Source organism: Winogradskyella sp. PC D3.3 (genome assembly GCF_054366245.1).
Genome location: NZ_CM135962.1, coordinates 1,794,866 through 1,813,011 on the forward strand (window position 1 = coordinate 1,794,866; position 18,146 = coordinate 1,813,011).

Sequence of the window (18,146 nt, forward strand, 5' to 3'; positions counted from 1 at the left end):
TGGGAGCAGATTTCTATGCTAGTCGATGTATCGCAACGGTATCAAAAGTATATTGAAGATTGTGAGATTTGTTGTAATCCTATTCAAATTTCTATACTTATAGAAAATCAAGAAATCAAAGATTTTCAAGCTGAAAGTACTGCCCAGTAAAATTAATAAATACCCGAATTTTGAGTGGGTGTTTTTTCTGAATAGTGCTGTTCGTCGAAAAAATTTGCAGTTAAGAGATAATATGCCTAGATTCGTAGTGTTATTGTGTCCCTCCACAAAAAACTACCAACTATGAAGACACTAAAAATAACATTGCTATTCTGCTTCGTTTCAGTTTTATCTTTTGCCAAAGTTTCACAAGATCAAAAATCAGCACTTGAAGATTTATACAAGGCCACTAATGGTGATTCTTGGAATCAGTCATGGGACTTAGATCAACCTATATCAAAATGGTATGGTTTAACCTTAGAAAATGATAATGTTGTTGCTATAGATTTAAGTTTTAATGGATTGCGAGGTAATCTTCCAGAGTCAATTTCAAAATTAACACATTTAAAAATATTAAATTTATCATTCAATAAATTGGGGGGTGAATTACCAAGTTCTTTAGTAACCATGACTAACCTAGAAGAATTAAAATTATTCTCTAATGTTTTTAGTGGGGCAATTCCTTCTGATATTGGAAAGCTAACTAATTTAAGATCTTTAGAGTTATTTAATAATGACTTTAGTGGAGAGATTCCAGCGTCTATAGGAAGCTTAACTAAATTAGAAAATTTAATACTAAGTAGTAACCAATTAATAGGTCACTTACCGTCGAGTTTATCTAGCTTAAAATCTTTAAAAGTATTAAGCGTTTTTGATAATCATTTATTAGGAACAATTCCTTCATCTATAGGAGGACTTGTAGAATTAGAAGAGTTAGTATTGTCTAACAATGCCTTTTATGGTAGTATCCCAAATGAATTAGCGCAGTTGAAGAATTTAAAAACATTACTATTAGGTCAAAATGAATTTAAAGGCAACTTTGCGGCTTTAAAAGAAAAATTACCAAATATTGTGGATTTTGATTTAGATGAAACGAATAGAAAAGGGGAGTTGGCGACTTTAGACGCTGAAGAAGATGATAATTAATTTTTTGCCATGATTATTAAAAAAAACGCTCAAAAATAAAATTGAGCGTTTTTTTTAATTTAAACTTTCATAGTTTAAAAAAAGTATTATCTTTGCAGTCCTAAAATGATTGAGTCGGCATTATGAACCGAAAGTTAAAAGCTAAGAAAATCATTTTAAGATTAAATCGCGGGATAGAGCAGTAGGTAGCTCGTCGGGCTCATAACCCGAAGGTCACTGGTTCGAGTCCAGTTCCCGCTACTAAGTAAGACAAGGCTTTCGAGAAATCGGAAGCCTTTTTTATTTAACTTCTTTTTTAATCATCACACACAACTTTTGAGATTGATCCTTAAAGAATTCAGATGTTGGATTAGAGAAATGTTTTAGCAATTCTTCAGGCTATGTTGTGTTTCCAAATATAGGAGAAGGTGCCTTAATTATAGGTGCGGCTTCAGGTAATGGTGTTGTTTATGAAGACGGAATGCCTATAGGAATGGCTGATATGAAAAAACTAGACATTGGTTTACAAGCAGGAGGAGAAGCCTATATACAAGTTGTGTTCTTTGAAACAGAAGAGGCCTTAAATGCATTTAAGCAAGGAAATTTTGAGTTTTCTGCAGAAGCAAAAGCGGTAATTGTAGATAAAGGAGCTAGTAAAACTGTCAATTATAATGATGGTGTTGTCATTTTTGCAAAATCCAAAGCTGGAGCAATGGCTGACGTTTCAATTGGTGGTCAAAAATTTAATTATTCAGAATTTTAGTAGATTAATTAAATCTATATCACAAAGGAAAGCCGATTATTATAATTGGCTTTTTTTTACATTTTAAAAAGTTCAATCTTTATGTTTTAGTGATTCTGTAAAATAACATAGTGATTTATGTGATTTTTAATATTAAATTTGATTAAAATGAAAATAGAAGAAATATTTATCTAGTGCCAAAAGCTTTATAATGAAATTATTGTTAAAATTCGATTTTACTAAAGTTTGCAATACTGTTTTAAAACAGAAATTGGAAGCGCACCAATTCAATTATCAGCAAACGGCTTTTGGTGAAATCGAATTGACGGATAAAGTATCGGAAGAACGGTTAAAACTGTTTCATGAAGATATTAATGGTTTTGGTATTGAGGTTGTAGAAGACCCTAAAAAAATCGTGATTCAAAAAATTAAAGACGTCATTGTAGATATGGTCTTTAATGAAAAGGATATAAACGTAAAGACTTCTGTTTATTTGTCTGAGCAACTAGAAGAGAATTACAACTATTTATCTAATCTGTTTTCGGAAGTGACGTATACGTCTATCGAGAATTTTATTATCTTACAGAAAATAGAGTACACTAAGATATTATTGACAAATGAAGAACTTTCGCTCACCGAAATAGCATTTAAACTCAACTATTCCAGTGTGGCACATTTAAGTAAACAATTTAAAAATACAACAGGTATTACACCTTCAGCTTTTCAGCGTATTATTGCTAAAAGAAAACAAATTAACTAACCTTACTATAAGTTTGTAGATATGAATAGCGATTATATTAATATAGCTTTGGCTGATGATGATGAGGACGATAGGTTGTTTTTTACAGAGGCCTTTGAAGAGTTGAAGATTAAAAGTAAAGTTTTACTTTTTAAGGATGGTATCGAACTAATGGACTATTTAAATGATTCCAATAATACACTTCCAAATTTATTATTTCTAGATCTCAATATGCCAAAGAAATCTGGGTTAGAATGTTTGAAAGATATCAAAGCAACCAAACGATTAAGTGATATGGCCATTGCCATTTATTCTACATCAGCATCTGAAGAAGATATTGAAAACACCTTTGTAAAAGGTGCCAATGTATATATTAAGAAGCCTAATGATTTTGAAAAACTAAAAAAAGCACTTTCAGAAGTCGTCACTACCAATTGGCAATATCATACCAGTGGTTTAAATAAAGATAATTTTTTATTAAGATTATAAGCTATGCCAACACCTTCCAGCAGATACCTAAGAACCGCTTTTATAGTTGGTCTTTTTGTTATTTTATGTATTGGAGGGTTTACATATAAACATATTAGCGAGCTATCCCAGACCTCAAAAGTTGTTAAAGATAATTACTCCTTAAGAAGTGAATTAGAGCTTATTATTTCTAATCTTAAAGATGCTGAAATAGGGCATAGAGGCTTTTTGCTAACGCATGATTCACTATTTCTTAATCCGTACAATGAGAGTTTACAAAAAATAACCAACAACCTTTCTAGGTTAGATACTCTAATTGTTCCTAATGGTGAGCAGGTCGAAAAACTCAAGGAATTAAAGAACGATATTGCATCACGCTTTAAGAATTTTGACAAATCGTTTAGTCTAGCAAAGGATGATGCAATACTCTCTCAAGATTTATTATTCTTATTGCATGAAGGTGAAATTAGAATGGACAGAATTCGTGCGGATATCACCGAAATGTTAGATTTAGAACAGCGTCTGTTAACACACAATCAGGAAATTAATGAAGAAAAAATAGGACTAACTCCTTTATTATTTTATGGTTTATTAATTGTTACGTTAGTTATTCTTTTACTAGCTTATTTTAAGATGACTAAGGATTTAAAAGCGTTAAAAGAGAACAATATTGAGTTAGAAATTTTTGAAAAATTAACCAAACAATCTGAGATTGTCAGTAATATCAGTACTTGGGTGTGGTATATTGAAGACAATGTATTTGAGTTTTCAGATAATTTATATCGTTTAGTAGGTGAAGAGCCACAAAGTTTTGAACCAACTTTAGAAAATTTTTATAAATACGTACACGAAGAAGATATTAATAATTTAGGGCAGCAAGTTAATATGATGATGCGGGAAGAGGAATTGCCTTTTACAACGTATCGCGTCGTACACAAAGATGGCACCATTAGACACCTAAAGGCCTATTCTAAACTTTTGGATGATACTGAAGGTGATAAAAAAATGTTTGGTGTCACCATTGATGTTACAACTGAAGTTGAAAACTACAGAATCATCGAGCAGCGTAACCAAGAGTTAGAACGTACTAATAAAGAACTGTCTGCGTTTAACTATGTTGCCAGTCATGATTTGCAAGAGCCTTTAAGAAAAATCCAGACTTTTATGTCACGACTAGAGGCTAAAGAAAAGGATCATATTTCTGAAAGTGGACAACTCTATATTCAAAGAATGAAGTCTGCATCGGCCAGAATGCGTATGCTGATCGAAGATTTATTACAATATTCCAGAACAAACACCTCAGAAAAGGAATATTTAAAAACGAATATGAATATGCTCTTGGAGCACGCTAAAACTGAGCTTTTAGATAGCATTGAAGAGAAACAAGCTAAAATTATTTGTGATGATTTACCAACAATGGAGGTCATTTCGTTTCAAATTCAACAATTGTTTATCAACTTAATAAGCAATTCGTTAAAGTATAGTAAAGAAGATGTTCCTCCAATAATAGAAATTACACACGAAGAGGTGCGCTCTAGAGATGTAGAGCAAATAAAGGAATCCTTATATAAGTTTCATCATAAAATCACCTTTAAGGATAATGGTATTGGATTTGAGCAAACTTATGCCGAAAAGATCTTCTTGCTCTTTAATAGGTTGCACGGTAAGTCTGAATATTCAGGTACAGGTATTGGTTTAGCCATTTGTAAAAAGATTGTAGAAAACCATAAAGGAGTTATTATTGCAGAGGGCAAACCTAATATTGGTGCCACATTTATAATTTACTTGCCGTTTTTAAAATAATAGACATTATTGTCTGCCTTAAAATAGTATAAACATTTTCGGAAATTGTATAACATGCTCTATTTGTAATTGAGCATATTTGTTATGTGTTTTACTCCTCTATTTTTATAATTACTTAAACTATTTCTTTATAGAGTTGACGCCCTTAATAAAATCGTTTTTCAATAATGAAGACTTTTCTTTCTGTTTTTTTAGTGTTATTAGTAATCCTTTGGGCCATCGGATTTTTTGTTTATGCAGTATCTGCTGTAATTCACATTGTATTAGTAATAGCTATTATCTTACTTATAGTTGTCAATAGAAATAATTCTAAAGATTAACACAAGCCTTCTTCAAGGTTACTTCAATTTAAACGTTTCCATTTAAATCTATTTTTTAATTACCCATTCTGCCTGGTTATTCTTCAGTGTATTTGTAAGCATTGGTTTATATGGGTTGATAGTTGATTTAATAGACCTCTAATTTGTACTTTTTTATGTTTTGTTTAACACATATTAGAAATGATGTAACAAAACTGAGGAATTGTATAACATAGCAAGCCTAAAGAGGTTGTTACTTTGTCATAAGAAAATTAACCAATCAATTATATCATGAAAATATCATCTAAACATTTACAAAAGCAGTTTGCAAGAGTGGGAAGAATTTTTCCAAAACGCAAATTTGAAGTTGCTTATTCAGAACTAAGGTATTCAAAACTTAATGCCGTCGTAAGTACCAAAGAGACTTTTTAAGCTTACAAGAGTTACTATCCTAATTAGTAAAACTAATAGGATTTATAAAAAAATTACTATCTAACCAAAAACAAACACATATGAAAACTATAGAGATTAAAGCAAATAATTTACAATTTATGTTTCACGCTTTAAATAATGAAGTTGGTGGAACTTTTACAACAAACCGCAGAGAGGTTGAGTTAAAAATTGATAATGAGTTAGGAGTAGGATTAATTAAAGGTATAGAGCTAGAAAGACATACGGTATTTATTGAGTTTGATGTAAAGTTTAAAGAAGACATTAAGTTCGTTGTTGAAAGTTCTAAACGATCAGTAGTTAACTTCTTATATTGTTCAGAAGGAAAATTAAAGCATGCTTTTAATAACAACGGATCGTCAAATACGGTAGAAACATTTCAAACAGGAATTTCTGCTAATATTGAGACCAATGAAAACCATATCAGCTTTTTTAAAGATGTTTATGTCAACTCTACGATTATTTCAGTGAACACCTCTGAAAAGAGCTCTGCGAAGCACCATATAAATAGTATGGTTTCAGAACTTTTTATTTCAGGAAAAACAGCAGATTATAGTTATGTAGGGTCTTATAACTTAAAAATTGCAGAAAATATTAAGCAATTAAAGGCCATTAAACAAGATGGGGTGGTAAGAACATTATTAATTCAAGGATTAGTGAATTTTGTATTAGCCATGGAGATAGAGCAACATTCTTTAGATCTAAAGAGTTCTCAAAATCCAACAGGGTCGTTAACGGCATTCGAACTAAAGCAAGTTAAAGCATTATCGGATTACATTAATAATTTCCCTGAAACTAACTTAAGCGTTACAGAATTGGCGGCGAAGATTTCAATAAGCCCTGCTAAGGTTCAGGAAGGATTCAAATTAATGCATGGTAAGACGCTTAACAGCTTTATAAGATCAGTAAGAGTTAAGAAGTCTGAAGAGCTTATTAAAAACACTGATTTAAATATTTCTGAAATTGTATATTCATTAGGGTTTTCAAGTAGAAGTTACTTCTCTAAAATCTTTAAAGCGCAATACAATTGCTCGCCAATAGAGTATAAACAAAATATTAAGTTAGCTGCAACAGCATAATATAGATCAAAAAAAGATTGTTAAAAAAAAGAATAAAGAATGAAATGTCATATTGAGCGCAGTCGAAATACTTATAGAGATTTAAGTTTTCAATGGTACTCTAGCTGACATATGTTCAAACAGATTGTCTTAGTCATATCTAATGTCATAAAGATTAAGTTAGCTGTAACAGCATAATATATATCAAATAGAGGTTGTATAAATAGTATTTTTAATATTTATACAACCTCTTTTTTTTGATTTCTTAATCAAAGAATAACTCAAATTTCTATTTTTGATTCATGAATGATAATTTTACAAATGAATTCTTCGGCATTGGAATTCAGAATGGAAAAACACCAGAAAATTTAGGTGTACTTTGGAGATCTGCTCAAAATTTAGGGGCGAGTTTTATTTTTACAATAGGGAATCGTTATGCGAAGCAAGCTTGCGATACACATAACGCTGTAAAATCCATGCCTTATTTTCATTATGACACGTTTGAAGATTTCTTTAATAATTTGCCTAAAGGAACACGACTTGTTGGTGTAGAATTAACAGAGGACGCCGTGCCGTTAGAAACATTTAAGCATCCAAGACGTTGTGTGTATTTACTCGGAGCTGAAGATCATGGTTTGTCTAACCTGGCCATTGAAAAAAGTCATTTTTTAATAAAATTTAAATCTCAGTTAAGCCTTAATGTTGCTGTTGCTGGTAGTATTGTGATGTACGATAGAGGTATTGACAAACCTAGAGTTTAATTCTAATAAAAATACAAAGCATAAAAAAACCTTGAACAGATATTCAAGGTTTTTTTAGATATTATATGTAATTGGACTTTAGCCATTCATTGAAATCAAAAATTCTTCATTATTTCGCGTTTGTTTAAAACGGTCATTAATGAATTCCATAGCTTCAACTGGGTTCATATCTGCAAGATACTTACGCATTACCCACATTCTTTGAATTGTGTTTGCGTCTAATAAGATATCATCACGTCTTGTACTAGATGAAGTTAAGTCAATAGCAGGGAAGATACGACGGTTAGAAATTTTACGATCTAATTGTAATTCCATGTTACCAGTTCCTTTGAATTCTTCAAAGATAACTTCATCCATTTTAGAACCTGTTTCTGTAAGCGCTGTTGCTATAATGGTTAAAGATCCACCATTTTCAATGTTACGAGCAGCACCAAAGAAACGCTTTGGTTTGTGTAAAGCATTCGCATCAACACCACCTGAAAGAATTTTTCCAGAGGCTGGTTGAACGGTGTTATAAGCTCTTGCTAAACGTGTGATAGAATCTAATAAAATCACAACATCGTGACCACATTCTACTAAACGTTTGGCTTTTTCTAATACGATATTAGCAATCTTTACGTGTTCGTGTGCTTCTTTATCAAACGTAGAAGCAATCACCTCACCACGTACATTACGTTGCATATCTGTAACTTCTTCAGGACGTTCATCAATTAATAAAATCATTTGATAAACCTCAGGATGATTCGCTGCAATAGCGTTAGCAACATCCTTAAGAAGCATTGTTTTACCTGTTTTTGGTTGCGATACAATCATACCACGTTGTCCTTTTCCTATTGGAGAGAATAAATCCATGATACGTGTAGAAATCGTCGCTTGTTTTTCAGCAAGGTTAAATTTCTCTTGTGGAAATAATGGTGTTAAATGCTCAAAAGCAACACGATCTCTTACCACATTTGGACTTTGACCGTTAATTTTGCTCACCTTAATTAAAGGAAAATATTTTTCACCTTCTTTTGGTGGTCTAACATGACCAAGAACAGTATCTCCTGTTTTTAATCCAAATAATCTAATTTGAGATTGTGAGACATAAATATCATCTGGAGACGATAGGTAGTTATAATCCGAAGATCTTAAAAAACCATAACCATCTTGCATAATATCTAAAACACCTTCACTTTCAATAATAGCATCGAATTCAAAATCTGGCTCACGGTAGCGATTTCTGCTATCTTTATTACCATTATTTTTTGAATTATTACCGTGTGTGTTTCCATCTTTAGAACGAGGTTGCCTATCGTTTTGCGGACGACGTTTATCGTCTTTACGGGGATTAGGTTTCTTTTGTTCTTGTGGTTTATTGTGAGACTTCTCTTTTACAGGTTTCTCTGTGTTCGATTTTTCGTCTTTATTTTTAGTATCCTGTGGTTTGTTTTCTTGTGGCTTGCGCTCTTGAGGTTTACGAGGATTAGGTTTGTTTTGCGCCTGAGGCTTTGCTTTTGTGTCTTCAGGCTTGTCTGTAAACTCTAAAGATTTTTGCTCTTTAGGTTCTGCAGGTTTTTGTGAAACTCTAGCACGTTTTGCTGCTGGTTTGGTCTCCTTTGGCTCAGGTGCTGCAGGGGCTTCAGTAGCGACTGTTGCTTTTACAGCACTAGGATTAGCTGCTTGGTAGTCTAAAATTTGATAAACCAAGTCTAGTTTTTTTTGTGTACGGTATTTAGGTACGTTTAGTTGTTTCGCTATCTCCTGTAATTCAGGAAGTTTTTTAGCTTTTAACTGAGAAATTTCAAACATTCTATATGTTGTATATGTATTATAATTTGATATTATTAATTCAATATTTTCTAAATGAAATAAAAAGAAAAAAAGTGAGATTAATTTGGAAGATTAGAAAGATGCAACTCAGTACGTTACTTCTTTCTATTGCAATAATACAATTTTATTTTAAAATAATTTCTATCTTTTTAAAAAATAAACTCCTAATTTTGCAGAGCTTTTTTAATAAAAGATATGATTCAACGCATTCAAACTCTATATTTATTTTTAGCCGCTGTAATTTCAGCTGGTTTAATATTTGTGTTTCATTTGTGGACAGATGGTGAAGGAACTAAAGTATTTGCCCTAGATAATTATTTGTATTTAGGTTTATTTTTAGGCTCAGCTTTATTATCTTTGATTTCAATATTTAGATTTAAAGACAGGAAGTCTCAATTTGTTTTGGGACGACTCAATATAATATTAAACTTTATTTTACTAGGAATCTTTGTATATCAGTCTCTAAACTTATCTGGAGAAATTAACGTTTCTGAGAAAGGTATTGGGATGCTTCTTCCTATTTTTTCTATTGTGTGTTTAGTCTTGGCTAACAAGGCTATAAAAAAGGATGAAGATCTCGTAAAATCTGTAGATAGATTACGATAGACCTAAAATCTTAGTAGTATTAGTGTGAAAAAACCCAAACGCTGCCGTTTGGGTTTTTTTTTATTTTCACCCTTTCTTGTAAAAGAAAACATGTTTGCTTTATAACATAAAAAGCAATAGTTTAGTTATTGATTTTAAAAAGGCTCTACTAAACAAATGAAAAAACAAGTTTTTTTGCATGTATTAGCCGCTTTGGTTTTAAGTTTTTTATTATATCAATTGGCTACGTTTACTTTAGGAAGCTCAATATTTATTGGTGTAGGTGCGGCTAGTTTAGGATTGTTATATGCCATGAATAGCCGTAAAAAATAATTTAGAGGAAACGATAAATAGTGGTTTCGTCTTTAAATATCTAAGCGTCAAATTCAATGACTTCCAAATCTTTAATTGTTTTTCCTTCAATTTTAAATCTTAGCATGGTTCTTACTTTATGAAATCCATGTTTACCTGCAGCCCCAGGATTCATGTGTAATAAATCTAGTTTTTTATCTGGCATTACTTTTAAAATATGAGAATGGCCTGTAATAAAAATATCAGGAGGATTTAAACTCAGTTCCTCTTTGACTTTATGGTTGTATTTCGGAGGGTAACCACCAATATGCGTTATCCAAATATCCATGTCTTCACACATAAATCTATTGTGAAGCGGGAATTCGGCTCTAGCTTTGGTGTCATCAATGTTGCCATAAACGGCTTTTAAAGGTTTCAGGTTTTTTATTTGATCTGTAACATTTAGGTCGCCAATGTCGCCTGCATGCCAAACTTCATCAGCTTGTTTTACGTGCTTAAGAATGGCTTCGTCCATGTAACTATGTGTATCGGATAAGAGGAGTATTTTTTTCATTTTAGGCTGAACGCAATTCAGGATCTTATTTTTAGGTTAAAAAGGACTAACGTGTCGTGTAATGTTTTGTTAAAATCCCTAAAATTCGGGACTGTCTTCTTTTGAATAAAGTTATCTTTGTAGCTTCTGAAGCAAAAATAATGTAATCTTTTGAGATATTTTTTAGAGTTATCATATAATGGTAAGGCGTATCATGGATGGCAAATCCAACCTAATGCAATTTCTGTACAAGAAGTATTAGAAAAGGCCTTATCTACTATATTGAAAACTAAAATATCTATAATGGGAGCGGGCCGAACAGATACTGGCGTACATGCCTCACAAATGTTTGCTCATTTTGATTATGATGGGGATTTTAAGTCTATAGATATCGTTTATAAACTGAATTCATTTTTACCGAAAGATATAGCTATAACTTCTGTTTTTGAAGTCAAACCTGAAGTTCATGCACGATTTTATGCGGAAAGTAGGACGTACAATTATAAAATTTCTACTTCTAAAAATGTATTTAATTACGATTTTGCTTACGAAGTACAATTGCCTTTAGATGTTGAAGCAATGAACGAAGCTTGTAAAATCTTATTTCAGTATAAAAATTTTCAATGCTTTTCAAAGACTAATACAGACGTTAAAACGTATAATTGTGATATAAAAGAAGCGTTTTGGACAACAACCAATGAGCAACTTATCTTTACGATAACAGCAGACCGTTTTTTAAGAAATATGGTAAGAGCTATTGTAGGGACTATGGTGAATATTGGATTAGGAAAAATGAAAGCAGAAGAATTACATGCTATTATCGCGTCTAAAAGTAGAAGTGAAGCTGGATTTTCAGTTCCTGCACATGGATTGTACCTTGTGAAAATAGTATACCCTGAAACGATTAAAATAGAGAGTTAATAAATTAAATTTCCGTTGTAACGGAAAAGATTCCGAAACAAGTTCGGCATAAAATGGCAGAAAAAGATAAGAAAATATTTGATGTATCGTTATTTACACGATTATTACAGTACATAAAACCTTATCGTGCGGTTTTCGTGATTTCGCTATTGTGTGTTATTGGCTTAGCCTTTTTTGGTGCGTTTAGACCTTATGTTTTAAAAGAAGCGATTGACGTAAAAATTGCTAATAAAGAATATAACGGTTTTATAATCTATATGGTTATAATGCTTGTTTTACTTCTATTAGAAGTCATTTCGCAATTGCTCTTTATTTACTATGCGAGTTGGTTAGGACAGTCAGTCGTTAGAGATATTAGAGTGAAATTATTTAAGCACATGCTTAAGTTTAAAATGACCTATTTTGATAAATCATCTGTTGGAGTATTAATTACAAGAGCGGTTACTGATATGGAGCGTATTGCTGATATTTTTGGTGAAGGTTTATTTATGATTTTTAGTGATGTCTTAAAAATGCTAGTCGTAGCCAGTTTTATGTTTTACATGAATTGGAAATTAAGCCTTATTGTAATTGTGACTTTACCTTTTGTATTAATAGCGACTAATATTTTTCAAAAGTATATGAAACGTGCTTTTGAAGATGTGCGTACCGAGGTTTCTAACCTTAATTCATTTGTTCAAGAACGTGTTACAGGAATGAAGATTTTACAATTGTTTACACGTGAAGATACCGAGTTTAAAAAGTTTAAAGCCATTAATGAGCGTCATAAAAAAGGCTGGTTAAAGACGGTTTGGTACAACTCTATTTTCTTTCCAATAGCAGAATTTATTTCGTCATTAACAATGGGCGCTGTGATATGGTACGGTGGTTTAAATACCGTTATAGGGCAGACAGCAACTTTGGGTGATTTAATTGCCTTTACCATGTTTATTCCTATGTTATTTAGACCTCTAAATCAAATTGCAAATAAATTTAATACCCTTCAAATGGGTATGGTGGCTGCAGATCGTGTGTTTAAAGTATTAGATACATCCGCTAATATTGATGATTCTGGCACTATTGAAGCAAAACATTTTAATGGGAATATTTCATTTCAAGATGTACGGTTCTCTTATGTTAAAGAGGAAGAGGTTTTAAAAGGTATTTCATTTAATGTAAATGCAGGAGAAACGGTAGCCATAGTTGGTGCAACAGGAGCTGGTAAGTCTACAATTATTAATTTATTGAATCGTTTCTACGATATCAATTCAGGTACCATAAAAGTAGATGGTATAGATATTAAGGATATGACTATAAGTTCACTTAGGAGTCAGATAGCTGTTGTATTACAAGACGTATTCTTATTTGCGGATACCATACTAAATAATATTACTTTAAATAATGAAAACATCACAGAAGCAGATGTGGTGAATGCTGCAAAAGTAATTGGGATTCATGAGTTTATTTCAAGTCTTCCTAATGGGTATCACTATAATGTGAAAGAGCGTGGCGTTATGTTGTCTTCAGGACAGCGTCAACTAATCTCGTTTTTAAGAGCTTATGTGACTAATCCAAGTATTTTAATTTTAGATGAAGCGACGTCTTCGGTAGATTCGCATTCCGAGCAATTAATACAAGATGCCACAGATAAGATTACTAAAGGGAGAACCTCAATTGTTATTGCGCACAGATTAGCAACAATACAACAAGCTGATAAAATTATTGTGATGGACGCTGGTCAGATTGTTGAAATTGGAACGCATCAGTCATTACTGAAGCAAGACCATGGTTATTACAAAAATCTTTATGAAGTTCAATTTTTAAAAGCAGAAACGACTTAGTGTATTGCTTGTTTTTTTGCTGCTTCTTCTGCGGCCTTTTTCCCAGCTTCAAACATGGTTTGTAAGTCGCCGTTTAAATACATCACTCCTAACATTATTATTGTGGCTATAACCATTACCACTCCAAGAGCTATAAAAAAGAGTAGGGTTCTAACAACAATGTTCAGTAAGTTAAGGTTGTACAGTCGTTTGAGGCAATAGGCAGCGTAAAGTATCATTAATGGCATCATGGCTAAGCCGATGATATTTGAAGACAATCCAATTAAAGCTAAAACTAAAACAAAAAGCGCACTAGCAATTGAGGTTTGGGCTTGTATATACATAAATATAACAAGCAATTCGGTATAATTAAAGCGCTTCAAATTAAAAAAAACAAATCGTGCTATAATTGCATAAAGCGGTACATAAAGCATCATGACTACAGATTGATACTCTTGTAAAAAGGCCATATTCTTTTTTTGAAAATCGGCTTGTCCTTTAATAGATTTAAAAGAGAAATCGTATACTTCTGGAAAATATTTATTGATAATTAAGAGTTGAAATCCTGAAATGGTGATGGCAAGCGCAAAATAACTAACGACATTTACATATTTTTTTCTAGTTCCGTTTATATAGCTACCAATTACAACTTCTGGTTTAGTAAATAGACTAATGAAGGTCTGTAAAAGTTTATTGTCGTAATTAAAAAATGTTTCAGTAAAGTGGGTAAAGAGGTTTTGAATGGTTAGTCTATTTCTAATCACTTTACCTCCGCAATGTTTACAATAATCGTCGTGTTCCTCAAGATCTGTCTGGCAGTTTTTACAAATCATTTATGTAAGGCAATTCCAATTATTATAGCGACTATTAGTACAAGTAATCCGATGACCATAAATGAGCCTATATAGATTGCCATTACGAGTAAAAATCGAGCAAAGGTGTCCCAAAATGTTGTTTTAAAGATGCGTTTTAGAACATAAAATAAATACATGAAAGTCGGGATGTATATTATGGAAGATATGACAAAGTAATTTAGTCCACATATTAAAAATAGTATGGTTAATAAAGCAGTTATAATGATGACTTGGGCAGAGTAGTATAAATTAATAACAATATGCTCTGTAAAATTATAGCTTTTGTCTCCGGTTATATAATAAGCAAGCCAGCTTCCAAGTGCTGAAAATGGGACTGTTAAAATATAAATTAAACCTTGGTAATTGTTGAAACTATTAAAATCAATGTCTTTAAATGGATTTTCTGTTTTACCTGAAGACGCATTAAAACCTTCTATAAATCCTGAACCAAAATCCATTGATTCCTTAAAAAAAGTAGACATTAAAAACACTTGAAAACCGACTAAAGTTATTGATATGGCAAAATACTGAAGGACATCAATATATTTTTTTCGAGTACCATTTATGTAGCCAATAATGACTGCTTCGGGTTTTTTTAATAAGTCTATGAATGTTAGCAGAAACTTGTTGTCTACACAAAGAAATTGCTCATTAACTTGTTGCGCTAAGACTTTTGGTTTTAAACGATTTTGAATGATTTTCGCGCCGCATTCATCACAAAATTTTTGTGTGTTTCTAAGGGTGTTATGGCAGTTTTTACAATGCACTACCCTAAGTCTTGTTTAATTTTATCTCTAAGCTCGTCAGTATTTTTAAACATTTCAAATTCACCATTTTTAATATAGGACACTTGTCCGGTTTCTTCACTTACACAGAGCGCAATAGCATCTGTTTTTTCAGTGATCCCAATCGCTGCCCTATGACGTAAGCCAAAGCGTTCTGGGATATTTTTTTCGTTATTAACGGGGAGAATAACACGTGTTGCTTTTATTACATTATTGTCAATAACAATAGCGCCATCGTGTAAAGGACTATTTTTATAAAAGATACTTTCTATAATGGGCTGAGAGACTAAGATATTCATCTCATCTCCTGTATTTGTTAGAAAGTCTAAGTTATTATTGCGTTCAATAACAATTAAAGCCCCTGTATTAGAAGATCCCATTTTATTACACGCATTAATAATGGCATCCACATCAGTTGTGGTTTGATCGTCGTTTTTAAGAAACTTGAAATTTTTAAAAAGATTTCGTTTACCACCAATATTCGTAGAACCAACCATTAGAAGAAACTTTCTAATTTCGGGTTGAAACACCACAATTAAAGCGATAATTCCAACTTTCATAAAACCATCAAAAATGCTGTAAAGCATGTGCATATTGAGGTAGTCGGTTAAGCGCCAAGCAAAATAAATAATAAGAATACCAATGAAAATATTGATAGCAACTGTTCCTTTTACAAGCTTGTAAATATAGTAGAGCAGAATAGCTACGAGGAAGACATCCACGAAGTCTATAAATCTAAAATCCCAAAGTTGTAAGTTTTCCAAAAGATTGGTGTTTTTGCTAATTTAGTAATTTATGCTTAGTTCAAAAGAAAAAATTATAATTGTTACCTCAGTTCTGTTTTTTCAAAACATTAAGATTTAATTAATCTAATTAATAAATGAATTCGTTAGAGTCAATTATAACTTTTTTAGTATCGATTTCTAATATTTCTGATTTTATTGAAATGTAATCTTGAAAGCTTAGGTTTTCGTCAAAATATAGATTTATTGAAAATTCAGTTATTCTTTTATCTTCAGAAATTGTAGTTATTTGTTTTAATATTTCAATAATCTCATCTTTAATTTTCGTTTTATTATCGTTATTAATCTGAATTGGAAGTTTTAAAAGGTAGTCTGATATGATGCTATCATTAGTTATTTCTTTTTGTATTAGCTGTTTAATATTTATGGGTTTATCATCTGCTTCCGTAAATTCATAATATACATCCGTAAATTCTAAAAAACCTAAATTTTCAATTCGCGTATCATTACATGTAAAATAATTCTTAGCATCTTCATTTTTATGCATTTCGGCATTGCGCTTTTTGTCTTGTAAGAATTTAATATGTGGAATAGCTTGTTTTAACGTTAAGCGTTTATCTACGTTAACCAACCAATTGGTGGTAATTATTAAATTCTTTCGATTTAGTAGCGTTGAATCAGGTTGGGTTTCATCATAAAAAAGATACGCAGGTGATACGTCTAAAACTTCGGTGACTTCAGCATTTTCAATTTCTGGTAAGTGTAAAACACGTTCGTTGTTGCAGCTAAAACAACATAAAATAATAAGGATAAAAATATAGCGCATGGGTTAATTAGATTTCAATTGGTTAAAAAGGGTCACGCATTCTATAGCTTCTTTGACGTCGTGTGCACGTAAAATTTTTGCACCTTTTTGTAACGCCACCATATGTAAAGCCGTTGTGCCGTTGAGGGCCTTTTTAGAAGTTAAATTTAGCGTTTTGTAGATCATAGATTTACGAGAGATACCGGCTAAAATAGGTTGGTCAGTAAGTTGAAGCAATTCAAGTTGATTAAGCAATTCAAAATTTTGATCTACTGTTTTTGCGAAACCATATCCAGGATCAATAATAATATCATTAATTTTTTCTTGGTGAGCAGCTGCAATTCGTTCAGCAAAATAGGCAATCACCTCTTTAGTTAAATCCTTATAATCTGTTTGTTGTTGCATGGTTTTAGGAGTTCCTTTCATATGCATCATAATATAAGGAACGCCTAATTTTCCAACCGTAGAAAGCATGTTTTTATCTAATTTTCCCGCTGAAATATCATTAATCAGTGCGGCACCAGCTTCAATACTCTTTTTTGCGACGTGACTTCTAAAGGTGTCAACAGAAATTAAAGCGTTAGGGAAATGCTTCAGAATTAATTTAATTACAGGTATTACGCGATTCAACTCTTCTATATCACTAACATCGTCAGCATTTGGCCGAGAGCTGTAACCACCAATATCAATAAAAGTAGCTCCATGGCTTAGCATGGTTTCAACTTGATTTAAAATAGCAGTTTCGTCATTATATTGTCCACCATCAAAAAATGAATCTGGTGTAACATTCAATATGCCCATCACTTTTGGTGTGGATAAATTGATTAATTTTCCTTTACAATTTATATTCATATTTACTCTAAAAAAGGCGTTAAGAAAACTTTAAACCCCAAACTTTGAACTTCTAATTTATTTATGCGAAATTTACGGAAATTATAACGTAATAAATGCAAGATACTTCAAAACAATACGATGCTGTTGTCGCTAAATGTAGAGCGCTTTTTGTAAATAAAATGAGTGATTATGGTAGTGCATGGCGCATTTTAAGATTGCCATCGTTAACCGATCAGATTTTTATAAAAGCACAACGCATTAGAGGATTGCAACAAAATGCCGTGAGAAAAGTAGATGAAGGTGAGGTAAGTGAGTTCATAGGAATAATAAATTACTGTTTAATGGCTTTAATTCAGTTAGAAAAAGGTGTGGTAGAACAGCCCGATTTAAATACCGAAGAAGCTACAAAATTATATGACGAAAAAATAGCAGTAACAAAGCAGTTAATGCTCGATAAAAATCACGATTATGGTGAGGCTTGGAGAGATATGCGCGTGAGTTCGCTGACGGATTTAATCTTACAGAAATTATTACGTGTAAAGCAGATTGAGGATAATGCAGGGAAAACAATTGTAAGTGAGGGCATTGATGCTAATTATCAAGACATGATTAATTATGCAGTTTTTGCTATGATTCATTTAAACGAAGCTAATTAATTTCTCATTTCTGCTACGGCAGAAATCTATTTAAATAATATAAATTTCAATTTTACTAAGACGAAGCTCACTGAGCAAAAGAAA

General features: G+C 31.9%; 21 protein-coding genes and 1 tRNA gene. 15 read left to right on the forward strand and 7 right to left on the reverse strand.

Features of this window, described 5'->3' with window-relative positions; genetic code table 11:
* Positions 1-15: 15 nt before the first annotated feature.
* The 10 genes from ACXGSQ_RS07650 to ACXGSQ_RS07695 all read left to right on the forward strand — a co-directional run bounded on the left by ACXGSQ_RS07650 (position 16) and on the right by ACXGSQ_RS07695 (position 7,424).
* A complete protein-coding gene (locus ACXGSQ_RS07650) occupies positions 16-150 on the forward strand; it encodes a CPXCG motif-containing cysteine-rich protein (protein WP_458629022.1) in 135 nt (44 codons plus the stop codon).
* A 132-nt stretch (positions 151-282) separates the two neighbouring features.
* Positions 283-1,125, forward strand: a complete 843-nt coding sequence (locus ACXGSQ_RS07655; protein ID WP_458629023.1) for a leucine-rich repeat domain-containing protein — start codon at positions 283-285, stop codon at positions 1,123-1,125.
* Positions 1,126-1,292: 167 nt separating this feature from the next.
* Positions 1,293-1,365 (forward strand) — tRNA-Met (locus ACXGSQ_RS07660).
* A 145-nt stretch (positions 1,366-1,510) separates the two neighbouring features.
* The gene (locus ACXGSQ_RS07665) at positions 1,511-1,867 is read left to right on the forward strand and encodes a lipid-binding SYLF domain-containing protein (RefSeq protein ID WP_458629024.1); all 357 of its coding nucleotides are present in this window, start codon (positions 1,511-1,513) and stop codon (positions 1,865-1,867) included.
* Between the two features lie 190 nt (positions 1,868-2,057).
* Entirely contained in the window at positions 2,058-2,606 is a 549-nt protein-coding gene (locus ACXGSQ_RS07670) for a helix-turn-helix domain-containing protein (protein ID WP_458629025.1), read from the forward strand.
* A 21-nt stretch (positions 2,607-2,627) separates the two neighbouring features.
* A complete protein-coding gene (locus ACXGSQ_RS07675; protein ID WP_458629026.1) occupies positions 2,628-3,074 on the forward strand; it encodes a response regulator in 447 nt (148 codons plus the stop codon).
* A 3-nt stretch (positions 3,075-3,077) separates the two neighbouring features.
* Complete coding sequence (locus ACXGSQ_RS07680; RefSeq protein ID WP_458629027.1) at positions 3,078-4,856, forward strand: CHASE3 domain-containing protein; 1,779 nt, start codon at positions 3,078-3,080, stop codon at positions 4,854-4,856.
* Positions 4,857-5,023: 167 nt separating this feature from the next.
* Positions 5,024-5,176 carry a lmo0937 family membrane protein gene (locus ACXGSQ_RS07685; protein WP_458629028.1) on the forward strand — a complete coding sequence of 51 codons (153 nt, stop codon included), beginning with the start codon at positions 5,024-5,026 and terminating at the stop codon, positions 5,174-5,176.
* A 491-nt stretch (positions 5,177-5,667) separates the two neighbouring features.
* On the forward strand, positions 5,668-6,684 hold the full coding sequence (locus ACXGSQ_RS07690) for a helix-turn-helix domain-containing protein (RefSeq protein WP_458629029.1): 1,017 nt from the start codon (positions 5,668-5,670) through the stop codon (positions 6,682-6,684).
* A gap of 281 nt (positions 6,685-6,965) precedes the next feature.
* A complete protein-coding gene (locus ACXGSQ_RS07695; protein WP_458629030.1) occupies positions 6,966-7,424 on the forward strand; it encodes an RNA methyltransferase in 459 nt (152 codons plus the stop codon).
* A 78-nt stretch (positions 7,425-7,502) separates the two neighbouring features.
* Here ACXGSQ_RS07695 and rho read toward each other — a convergent pair whose 3' ends face one another.
* A complete protein-coding gene (gene rho, locus ACXGSQ_RS07700; RefSeq protein ID WP_458629031.1) occupies positions 7,503-9,215 on the reverse strand; it encodes a transcription termination factor Rho in 1,713 nt (570 codons plus the stop codon).
* Positions 9,216-9,431: 216 nt separating this feature from the next.
* Between rho and ACXGSQ_RS07705 the strand changes: the two genes are divergently transcribed.
* The gene (locus tag ACXGSQ_RS07705) at positions 9,432-9,842 is read left to right on the forward strand and encodes a DUF4293 domain-containing protein (RefSeq protein ID WP_458629032.1); all 411 of its coding nucleotides are present in this window, start codon (positions 9,432-9,434) and stop codon (positions 9,840-9,842) included.
* 156 nt (positions 9,843-9,998) lie between these two features.
* Complete coding sequence (locus tag ACXGSQ_RS07710; protein WP_458629033.1) at positions 9,999-10,154, forward strand: hypothetical protein; 156 nt, start codon at positions 9,999-10,001, stop codon at positions 10,152-10,154.
* 40 nt (positions 10,155-10,194) lie between these two features.
* On the opposite strand, the gene ACXGSQ_RS07715 is transcribed toward ACXGSQ_RS07710, so the two are convergent.
* On the reverse strand, positions 10,195-10,686 hold the full coding sequence (locus ACXGSQ_RS07715; protein WP_458629034.1) for a metallophosphoesterase family protein: 492 nt from the start codon (positions 10,684-10,686) through the stop codon (positions 10,195-10,197).
* 150 nt (positions 10,687-10,836) lie between these two features.
* On the opposite strand from ACXGSQ_RS07715, the gene truA reads away from it, so the two are divergent.
* Together truA and ACXGSQ_RS07725 are read left to right on the forward strand one after the other, a co-directional pair.
* Positions 10,837-11,586 carry a tRNA pseudouridine(38-40) synthase TruA gene (gene truA / locus ACXGSQ_RS07720; protein WP_458629035.1) on the forward strand — a complete coding sequence of 250 codons (750 nt, stop codon included), beginning with the start codon at positions 10,837-10,839 and terminating at the stop codon, positions 11,584-11,586.
* 53 nt (positions 11,587-11,639) lie between these two features.
* The gene (locus tag ACXGSQ_RS07725; protein WP_458629036.1) at positions 11,640-13,406 is read left to right on the forward strand and encodes an ABC transporter ATP-binding protein; all 1,767 of its coding nucleotides are present in this window, start codon (positions 11,640-11,642) and stop codon (positions 13,404-13,406) included.
* On the opposite strand, the gene ACXGSQ_RS07730 is transcribed toward ACXGSQ_RS07725, so the two are convergent.
* The 5 genes from ACXGSQ_RS07730 to folP form a co-directional block, all read right to left on the reverse strand.
* On the reverse strand, positions 13,403-14,218 hold the full coding sequence (locus ACXGSQ_RS07730; RefSeq protein WP_458629037.1) for a DUF3667 domain-containing protein: 816 nt from the start codon (positions 14,216-14,218) through the stop codon (positions 13,403-13,405). The genes ACXGSQ_RS07725 and ACXGSQ_RS07730 overlap by 4 nt on opposite strands.
* Positions 14,215-15,006: a DUF3667 domain-containing protein gene (locus ACXGSQ_RS07735; protein ID WP_458629038.1), complete on the reverse strand. Its 792-nt coding sequence runs from the start codon at positions 15,004-15,006 to the stop codon at positions 14,215-14,217. The genes ACXGSQ_RS07730 and ACXGSQ_RS07735 overlap by 4 nt, the downstream gene beginning before the upstream one ends.
* Positions 15,006-15,788: a diadenylate cyclase CdaA gene (gene cdaA, locus ACXGSQ_RS07740; protein ID WP_458629039.1), complete on the reverse strand. Its 783-nt coding sequence runs from the start codon at positions 15,786-15,788 to the stop codon at positions 15,006-15,008. Before cdaA ends, ACXGSQ_RS07735 begins: the two co-directional genes overlap by 1 nt.
* A 109-nt stretch (positions 15,789-15,897) precedes the next feature.
* Positions 15,898-16,593 (reverse strand): hypothetical protein, encoded by a 696-nt coding sequence (locus tag ACXGSQ_RS07745; protein WP_458629040.1) that lies wholly within the window; start codon positions 16,591-16,593, stop codon positions 15,898-15,900.
* Positions 16,594-16,596: 3 nt separating this feature from the next.
* Entirely contained in the window at positions 16,597-17,424 is an 828-nt protein-coding gene (gene folP, locus ACXGSQ_RS07750; RefSeq protein WP_458629041.1) for a dihydropteroate synthase, read from the reverse strand.
* Between the two features lie 95 nt (positions 17,425-17,519).
* On the opposite strand from folP, the gene ACXGSQ_RS07755 reads away from it, so the two are divergent.
* Positions 17,520-18,062 carry a DUF1599 domain-containing protein gene (locus tag ACXGSQ_RS07755; RefSeq protein WP_458629042.1) on the forward strand — a complete coding sequence of 181 codons (543 nt, stop codon included), beginning with the start codon at positions 17,520-17,522 and terminating at the stop codon, positions 18,060-18,062.
* Positions 18,063-18,146 lie beyond the last annotated feature (84 nt).